The sequence below is a fragment of the Streptomyces sp. CLV115 genome (assembly GCF_038448545.1).
Lineage (GTDB): Bacteria > Actinomycetota > Actinomycetes > Streptomycetales > Streptomycetaceae > Streptomyces > Streptomyces sanglieri.
Genome location: NZ_JBCEWQ010000449.1, coordinates 1 through 412, shown reverse-complemented (window position 1 = coordinate 412; position 412 = coordinate 1). Strand labels below are relative to the sequence as shown.

Here is a 412-nt window from a genome sequence, read left to right as displayed (position 1 = left end):
CAAGACTCTCACCACCGGCCACGATGGTGGTGATGTGATGACGTGCGCCACGGGTCTCCAGATGCGCGGCAAGAACCTCCAGATGAGAAGGCGTCGCCTTCAGGAAACCGATCGGGGTATCGGTGCAGATCAGATCGATCGCCGCATCGAACGCCGTCTCATCCGGCCCCGTGACAGGAATGACAAGCTGCTGACCCTGGATCAGAGGCAGGAACAACGCCGTGATCGTCAGATCGAACGTCACCGACGAATACAGAACCGAACCGATACCCCCGGGAACGCCGGCCGGGTAGTTCTCGTCGCACCAGTGCAGATAATTCACCACACCCCGATGCTCCAGAGCAACACCCTTCGGCCTGCCCGTCGAACCCGACGTATAGATCACATACGCCAGATCATCCGGCGAAGCCAA

Annotated in this window: 1 protein-coding gene; it reads right to left on the bottom strand. The window is 59.7% G+C overall.

Annotated features, from left to right (window positions below; all coding sequences use genetic code 11):
* Nucleotides 1-412, bottom strand: a 412-nt coding sequence (locus tag AADR41_RS42595) for an AMP-binding protein (RefSeq protein ID WP_342287829.1), incomplete at both ends; no start/stop codon positions are given.